This is a genomic window from Geminocystis sp., assembly GCF_041753295.1.
Classification (GTDB): domain Bacteria; phylum Cyanobacteriota; class Cyanobacteriia; order Cyanobacteriales; family Cyanobacteriaceae; genus Geminocystis.
In genome coordinates this window covers 1-6,344 of the sequence record NZ_JBGSUU010000002.1, presented here as the reverse complement: position 1 = coordinate 6,344, position 6,344 = coordinate 1, and the positions used below count along the sequence as shown (strand labels likewise).

The following is a 6,344-nucleotide window of genomic DNA, read 5'->3' as shown; positions in this document are numbered from 1 at the left end:
CTTTGACAAAGCGAAAAACCTGAAATAAAATGTTCATAACTTATTTTAAATAAACAAAAAATAAGATGGACATGGTCGATTGTATAACCAAAAAGTCCATCTTTTTTTTAATTTTGCCCCGACTTTGAAAACACCCTGCTTTGAAAACACCCTGCAGAGAGAGGTGGGAAAAAATCGAAAAAACTTTTTCTTTGAAAATCCCTTGACACCTTGCTTCTAGCCTTAACTTCTAACCAATGCTGCGGTGGTATGATTTTGTTATTCCTGTGCTGTGTCAATTTTTCGAGCGATAAAGCATCAGGATTATGAGGTTTTGGGTGGGTTAAGAGTATCTTGTTTTGTGAATAAATAAGGAATGAGGATTAGGAAAAGCAACCACCAGAGACAGATTAAAGTGAAAAACAAAGCAGTTAACCAGATGAGCTGAAATAATAGCCAACTACCTCCGATAATAACGATTCCTGTCAGTATAATCGACCAAGGTTGACACCACCAAGGCTTATATTTCCAGATTGATGATGACGACATAATTACCTTAATAAGAGTGGGTTAGTAAATTTACAGGGGAAAAACGGTTAACGTTTCAATAACAGTAATTAGTTTATCCCACATTCGCTTGATCGTTTAGAGAAGGGAAAGTGATTGGGATTTGCACTAAACTACCCACACCTACCTTGCTTCCTACCCAAAGAAATGCTTTTTACTGGCTAAAAGTATGGTAATATAGTTTAAAGTAGTGCTATCCTTAATTAAATGGCGAAATTAGCGCAAAAAAAAGCAGATACAGAAAGTTTTGAGCAAAAACTCTGGAAAACCGCCGATAAGCTCCGTAAAAATATTGATGCGGCGGAATATAAGCATATTGTTTTAGGTTTAATTTTCCTGAAATATATTTCAGATGCCTTTGAGGAATTATACCAAAAGCTAATTAAAGGAGAGGGAGAATACGCAGGGGCAGATGCAGAAGATAAAGACGAATATGTAGCCGAAAATGTCTTTTTTGTTCCCTTAAAGGCACGGTGGGCTTTTATTCAGGCTCAAGGGAAGCAACCTAATATTGGGCAAATTGTCGATGAGGCAATGGATTTAATCGAGAGGGAAAACTCCAAAAGGTTAAAAGGAATTTTGCCAAAGGTTTTTGGTCAACAAAAGCTCGATTCTGCGTCTTTAGGAGGGTTAATTGACTTAATAAGTAAAATCACCCTTGGTGATGCCCAAGCACAGGCTCAGGACGTTTTAGGTCGGGTTTATGAGTATTTTTTGGGTCAATTTGCCTTGAATGAGGGCAAAAATGCAGGGCAGTTTTACACCCCTGAAAGTATTGTGCTGTTGTTAGTAGAGATGTTAGAGCCTTATTCGGGCAGGATTTTTGATCCCTGTTGTGGGTCTGGTGGTATGTTTGTTCAAAGTGAGAAGTTTATAGAAGCTCATCAAGGATGTTTAGACGACATCTCTATTTATGGACAGGAAAGCAACGAGACTACTTATAAACTCTGTCGGATGAATTTAGCCATTAGAGGGATTGATGGCTCGAATATCAAATGGAATCCTGAAGGCTCTTTCCTTAATGATGCCCATAAGGATTTAAAAGCGGATTTTGTTATTGCTAACCCCCCTTTTAACGACAGTGATTGGAGTGGGGATTTATTACAAAATGATAGACGGTGGCAATACGGCAAACCTCCAGCAGGTAACGCTAATTTTGGCTGGGTGCAACACTTCCTCTACCATTTAGCCCCTACGGGTTCGGCGGGTTTTGTCCTCTCTAATGGTTCATTATCTTCTAATACCAGTGGTGAGGGAGACATCAGGAAAACCTTAGTAGAAGCTGATTTAGTGGATTGTATTGTCATGTTGCCCACTCAACTATTCTATAACACGGGGATTCCTGCTTGTTTGTGGTTTATGAGTCGTGCTAAAAGTAACCCTCTCCCCAACCCTCTCCCAAAGGGCGAGGGAGTAACAAGTCGTAAGGGTGAGGTGTTATTTATTGATGCTTCGGAGTTGGGCTATATGGTAAACCGTAAAAATCGGGCTTTTACCGATGAGGATATAGCGAAAATAGCTGATACTTACCATCAATGGAAGAAAAAACCCTCACTCCCAGAGGGCGAAGGGAGTTATAGGGATATTAAGGGCTTCTGTAAGTCGGCAACTTTGGCAGACATTGAAAAGCATAATTTTGTCTTAACACCAGGGCGTTATGTGGGCATACCTGACGAGGAAGACGACGGTATTGCTTTTGAGGAGAAGATGGAGATTTTAACTAAGGAGTTGGCAATGCAAATGCGAGAGGGTTTAGCTTTGGATGAAGAGATTAAACTACAATTAGAGAAAGTGAGTTTTGCTCTGGAGGTGGACTAATGACTATAACAGAAATGATTAAATCTTTTGACCAATTATCGGCACAAGAACAGCATAATTTATTAGAAATTCTGCGTCAACGTCACTCTCAATTAAGAGAGGGGGAAAATTTAGCTAATGACAGTCAATTAACCATTGATTCCGCCGAAGGTGAAAATACACAGGAAGAAACATTTTGGAAAATGACTTTAAGATTTCGTCAAAGAATGGAAGCTGAAGGTATAGAGTTTACTGATGATGATTTTGCTAATTTACGGGATAAAAGTCCAGGAAGGGAGGTTGAGTTTTGAGAAAAATATATCTCTTGGATACTAATGTAATTTCTGAAATTAACAAAAAAATCCCTAATCAATCAGTAGTAGAAAAAATTAGTCTTTATCAAAGGGAAATTGCGACTGCATCCACTGTCATTCATGAATTATTATATGGCAGTTTACGGTTGCCTCCTGAATCCGCTAAGAGAAAATTTTTATTAGATTATATAAGTCAAATTCCTCTAAAAATGCCTATTCTTGACTATGATTTAAAGTCGGCTCAATATCACGCCCAAGAAAGAGCTAGGTTATCTAAAATTGGTAAAACTCCTGCTTTTGCTGATGGACAAATTGCTAGTATTGCTTTTACTAATAATTTGATTTTAGTTACTAATAATGTTAGAGATTTTGCGGACTTTCAAGGTTTAGAAATTGATAATTGGTTTGAGGTGTAATGGATAATTTAGATCTTCAGGTTATCAAAGAATTTCGTCTGTGTCTTGAGGTAATGATTCCTGTTTTGGAATTAAGAATTTTTGGTTCACGGGCTAGGGGAGATGCCCATGAGGATTCAGATTTGGATGTGTATATCAAAGTGAAACATTTAGACCGTGCAGTGCGTGAAATAATTTATGAACTGGCATGGGAGGTAGGCTTTTAATATGACCGTGTTATATCAACTTTTGTCGTGACAGATGAACAAATAAAAACGGGAGCAGTGGGAGCAAATCCCTTATTGTCTAAGGTGATGACGGAAGGGGTGCTGGTATGACGGAAATTCAAAAAATTAATTTATTCTCATCTAAAGTTATAATGAATATTATAATTAAGCATAAGTAATTGTCAAATCAGCAGTCTATATTCTTTTAACAGTTAGTTATGCACAAATTAAAATTCACTACTGTAGGTAGTTCCACAGGCACGGTTATTCCTAAAGAAATGCTAAGTAATCTCAAAGTAGAAAAAGGAGATACTTTATTTGCCGTTGAAACTCCTAATGGTTACTTACTCCCTATAATCCCGAAATTGAAGAACAATTAGAAGCAGGTAGGGCATTTATGAAACAGTACCGAGAAACCTTTAAAACCCTTGCCCAGTAACTAATTTCCCAATTAAATATATCTGATGACAGAAATTAGGTGGGTAAATCAAAAAGGATTAATATATCTTCATGGTGAAAGTTTAGCTGAGTATGGAGGATTAGAAGGTATTAGAGATGAAGGTTTATTAGAGTCTGCATTACATCGCCCTCTCAACTTGTATAACTATGAACAGGAAAGAGATATTGCTAAATTAGCGGCGACTTATGGTTTTGGTATTATTCAGAATCATCCCTTTGTGGATGGTAATAAACGAGCGGGTTTTTTGGCTGTGGGTTTATTTTAACACTCAATGGGTTTATTCTGTGTGCTTCTCAACTAGAAGCCACTAACACAATTTTAGGTTTAGCGGCTGGAAATATAAGCGAAGACGAATTTTATCAATGGCTTAAAGTCCATATTCAGTCTCAATCTTAAAAGTCCAAGCCCCAAAAGCAAGAAAACATTGATTAAAAGGAGCGTAATTGGTATTAGAATTTTATGTCTTTACAAGAATTACTACAAGAAAAACGCCAAGAAATTTTAGATTTAGCTGATAAACATGGGGCTTTAAATGTGCGTGTGTTTGGTTCGGTAGTGAGGGGAGAGGATACCCCAGATAGTGATATTGATTTTTTGATTGATTATGATTTACAGCGCATTTCCTCTTGGTTTCCTGCGGGATTAATTGTTGATTTGGAGAAATTATTAGGGCGAAAAGTGGATGTGGTGACGGAAAAAGGGTTACATTGGTATATTCGAGAGCGAGTTTTGACTGAGGCGGTGAGTTTATGAAGGATAGCAGGTTATATTTAATCCATGGGGGAGAATGTTTAGAGCGAATTAATCTCTATATTGTCAATGGTAAGGCAGATTTTATGAATAATCAAATGGTACAAGATGCTGTGTTGCGTGATTTGGAGATAATGGGAGAATCCATTAAGAAGTTACCGCAGGAATGGAAAGACACTGAATCTGACATTGAATGGGTGAAAATTGGCAATTTTAGGAATGTTTTAGCCCATGAGTATCTTGGGGTTGATTTGGAAACTGTCTGGTGGATTATTGACAATTATTTACCAGATTTAGAGACGGCAATTAACAGAATGAATGCACAGTTTAGAGAGGGTGAGGTTTAATTGATGAATGTATCGAAACAAGTAACTTTAGGAAATAGATTAGATTTTGAGTTGGCTAATAGTTTATTTAATCAGGCTCAAGTCTTTGTTAACGAGATTAAGCAAAATTTGGCAAAAGTAGGGGTTGAAATATGAATGAGTGGGAAAAAACAACTTTAGGTGAAATTGCTTTTTTAAAAAATGGGAAATCTTCTCCAAAAAGAATAGAAAATGGTAAATATCAAGTTTGGGGTTCTAATGGAGTAATTGGTTATTCAGAACATAAAAATTCTCATGGAAACACAATCATAATTGGTAGAGTTGGTAGCTATTGTGGTTCTATCTATCTTTCTAAAGAAGAATGCTGGGTTACTGATAACGCAATTATTGGAAATAATATAAAAGGTATTTCTGATTCAGTATTTCTATACTATTTTCTTAATAACTATAATTTACATCGGCTCAGAGGTGGCTCTGGACAACCTCTTATTAATCAATCTATTTTAAGTCAGATTGAGCTTAAAATTCCCCCCCTAGAAGAACAAAGGGCGATCGCATCTGTACTTTCTTGTTTAGATGGGAAGATAGAGAATTTAAGGAAACAGAATGAGACATTAGAATCGATCGCGCAGACGTTATTTAAGCATTGGTTTATAGACTTTGAATTTCCTAATGAAGATGGTAAACCCTATAAATCAAATCCTCTGGAGGGGAGATGCGATCGACCGAATTAGGCGAAATTCCTAAAGATTGGCGAGTTGGGAAGTTGGCGGATGTGATAGAAGTTAATCCTCAAGAGTCAATTAAAAAAGGCAATATAGTTAAATATATTGACATGAAAGCCTTATCTACAACCAGTATGGAAATAGTCAGTTATATAACAAGAGAGTTTACATCAGGCAGTAAATTTAGAAATAAAGATGTCTTAATGGCAAGAATTACTCCTTGCTTGGAAAATGGAAAAACTGCATTTGTAAATATTTTAGATGACGATGAAGTTGCTTTTGGTTCAACAGAATTTATTGTATTAAGAGCAAAATCTGGTTGTTGTTCTCATTATGTATATTGTTTAACAAGAAGTCCTAATTTTAGAGATTATGCAGTTAAGAATATGACTGGTACATCAGGACGACAAAGAGTACCTAACGATATGATAGCCAACTATAAATTAGCTATAAGTCAAGTACAATTAATGAAACAATATCAAAACATTTGTAATTCTCTATTTGAAAAAGTAAAAGCTAATCAAAATCAAATTCAAGCCTTAACAAAAACCCGTGATGAATTACTACCTAAACTAATGAGTGGACAGCTAAGAGTTAAGGAGTGAAAGATGAAATTATTTTTTTATAATCAAAGTAAGAATAAATGATAAAAATTTATTTAGATAACCCTCTTTTGTCAAACTCCGAATCAACTATTAATAAATAAAAAAATTATCCCGTAGGAAAATATAATTTATCCACATGAGCTATGGATAGTAAATTATTGAATCCTTCTAATAATAGAGATGAATTTACCACTTTTAA

General features: G+C 35.9%; 12 protein-coding genes. 11 read left to right on the top strand and 1 reads right to left on the bottom strand.

The genetic code is table 11. The features are described from left to right. Positions 1–303 precede the first annotated feature (303 nt). A complete protein-coding gene (locus ACEW8E_RS00085; protein WP_373478304.1) occupies positions 304–528 on the bottom strand; it encodes a DUF6737 family protein in 225 nt (74 codons plus the stop codon). A gap of 225 nt (positions 529–753) precedes the next feature. On the opposite strand from ACEW8E_RS00085, the gene ACEW8E_RS00080 reads away from it, so the two are divergent. The 11 genes from ACEW8E_RS00080 to ACEW8E_RS00030 all read left to right on the top strand — a co-directional run bounded on the left by ACEW8E_RS00080 (position 754) and on the right by ACEW8E_RS00030 (position 6,145). Beyond that, positions 754–2,364 (top strand): type I restriction-modification system subunit M, encoded by a 1,611-nt coding sequence (locus tag ACEW8E_RS00080; protein WP_373478303.1) that lies wholly within the window; start codon positions 754–756, stop codon positions 2,362–2,364. After that, positions 2,364–2,654 (top strand): hypothetical protein, encoded by a 291-nt coding sequence (locus tag ACEW8E_RS00075; protein WP_373478302.1) that lies wholly within the window; start codon positions 2,364–2,366, stop codon positions 2,652–2,654. Before ACEW8E_RS00080 ends, ACEW8E_RS00075 begins: the two co-directional genes overlap by 1 nt. 5 nt (positions 2,655–2,659) lie before the next feature. Beyond that, positions 2,660–3,073 carry a type II toxin-antitoxin system VapC family toxin gene (locus ACEW8E_RS00070; protein ID WP_373478305.1) on the top strand — a complete coding sequence of 138 codons (414 nt, stop codon included), beginning with the start codon at positions 2,660–2,662 and terminating at the stop codon, positions 3,071–3,073. Beyond that, positions 3,073–3,279 (top strand): nucleotidyltransferase domain-containing protein, encoded by a 207-nt coding sequence (locus ACEW8E_RS00065; RefSeq protein WP_373478301.1) that lies wholly within the window; start codon positions 3,073–3,075, stop codon positions 3,277–3,279. The genes ACEW8E_RS00070 and ACEW8E_RS00065 overlap by 1 nt, the downstream gene beginning before the upstream one ends. Before the next feature lie 218 nt (positions 3,280–3,497). Beyond that, the gene (locus ACEW8E_RS00060; protein ID WP_373478300.1) at positions 3,498–3,659 is read left to right on the top strand and encodes an AbrB/MazE/SpoVT family DNA-binding domain-containing protein; all 162 of its coding nucleotides are present in this window, start codon (positions 3,498–3,500) and stop codon (positions 3,657–3,659) included. A gap of 84 nt (positions 3,660–3,743) precedes the next feature. Further along, positions 3,744–4,004, top strand: coding sequence for a type II toxin-antitoxin system death-on-curing family toxin (locus tag ACEW8E_RS00055; protein ID WP_373478299.1), 261 nt, complete (start codon positions 3,744–3,746; stop codon positions 4,002–4,004). 194 nt (positions 4,005–4,198) lie between these two features. Further along, positions 4,199–4,492 carry a nucleotidyltransferase family protein gene (locus ACEW8E_RS00050; protein ID WP_373478298.1) on the top strand — a complete coding sequence of 98 codons (294 nt, stop codon included), beginning with the start codon at positions 4,199–4,201 and terminating at the stop codon, positions 4,490–4,492. Next, a complete protein-coding gene (locus ACEW8E_RS00045; RefSeq protein WP_373478297.1) occupies positions 4,489–4,836 on the top strand; it encodes a DUF86 domain-containing protein in 348 nt (115 codons plus the stop codon). Before ACEW8E_RS00050 ends, ACEW8E_RS00045 begins: the two co-directional genes overlap by 4 nt. A 3-nt stretch (positions 4,837–4,839) precedes the next feature. Continuing rightward, positions 4,840–4,971, top strand: coding sequence for a hypothetical protein (locus ACEW8E_RS00040; RefSeq protein WP_373478296.1), 132 nt, complete (start codon positions 4,840–4,842; stop codon positions 4,969–4,971). Then, positions 4,968–5,549: a restriction endonuclease subunit S gene (locus tag ACEW8E_RS00035; protein ID WP_373478295.1), complete on the top strand. Its 582-nt coding sequence runs from the start codon at positions 4,968–4,970 to the stop codon at positions 5,547–5,549. Before ACEW8E_RS00040 ends, ACEW8E_RS00035 begins: the two co-directional genes overlap by 4 nt. Next, a complete protein-coding gene (locus tag ACEW8E_RS00030; RefSeq protein WP_373478294.1) occupies positions 5,531–6,145 on the top strand; it encodes a restriction endonuclease subunit S in 615 nt (204 codons plus the stop codon). The genes ACEW8E_RS00035 and ACEW8E_RS00030 overlap by 19 nt, the downstream gene beginning before the upstream one ends. The last annotated feature ends 199 nt before the right edge of the window (positions 6,146–6,344 follow it).

Coding starts and splice junctions, on each gene's coding strand:
- ACEW8E_RS00085 (WP_373478304.1), bottom strand. CDS start 528: ATGTCGTCATCATCAATCTGGAAATATAAGCCTTGGTGGTGTCAACCT.
- ACEW8E_RS00080 (WP_373478303.1), top strand. CDS start 754: ATGGCGAAATTAGCGCAAAAAAAAGCAGATACAGAAAGTTTTGAGCAA.
- ACEW8E_RS00075 (WP_373478302.1), top strand. CDS start 2,364: ATGACTATAACAGAAATGATTAAATCTTTTGACCAATTATCGGCACAA.
- ACEW8E_RS00065 (WP_373478301.1), top strand. CDS start 3,073: ATGGATAATTTAGATCTTCAGGTTATCAAAGAATTTCGTCTGTGTCTT.
- ACEW8E_RS00060 (WP_373478300.1), top strand. CDS start 3,498: ATGCACAAATTAAAATTCACTACTGTAGGTAGTTCCACAGGCACGGTT.
- ACEW8E_RS00055 (WP_373478299.1), top strand. CDS start 3,744: ATGACAGAAATTAGGTGGGTAAATCAAAAAGGATTAATATATCTTCAT.
- ACEW8E_RS00050 (WP_373478298.1), top strand. CDS start 4,199: ATGTCTTTACAAGAATTACTACAAGAAAAACGCCAAGAAATTTTAGAT.
- ACEW8E_RS00045 (WP_373478297.1), top strand. CDS start 4,489: ATGAAGGATAGCAGGTTATATTTAATCCATGGGGGAGAATGTTTAGAG.
- ACEW8E_RS00040 (WP_373478296.1), top strand. CDS start 4,840: ATGAATGTATCGAAACAAGTAACTTTAGGAAATAGATTAGATTTTGAG.
- ACEW8E_RS00035 (WP_373478295.1), top strand. CDS start 4,968: ATGAATGAGTGGGAAAAAACAACTTTAGGTGAAATTGCTTTTTTAAAA.
- ACEW8E_RS00030 (WP_373478294.1), top strand. CDS start 5,531: ATGCGATCGACCGAATTAGGCGAAATTCCTAAAGATTGGCGAGTTGGG.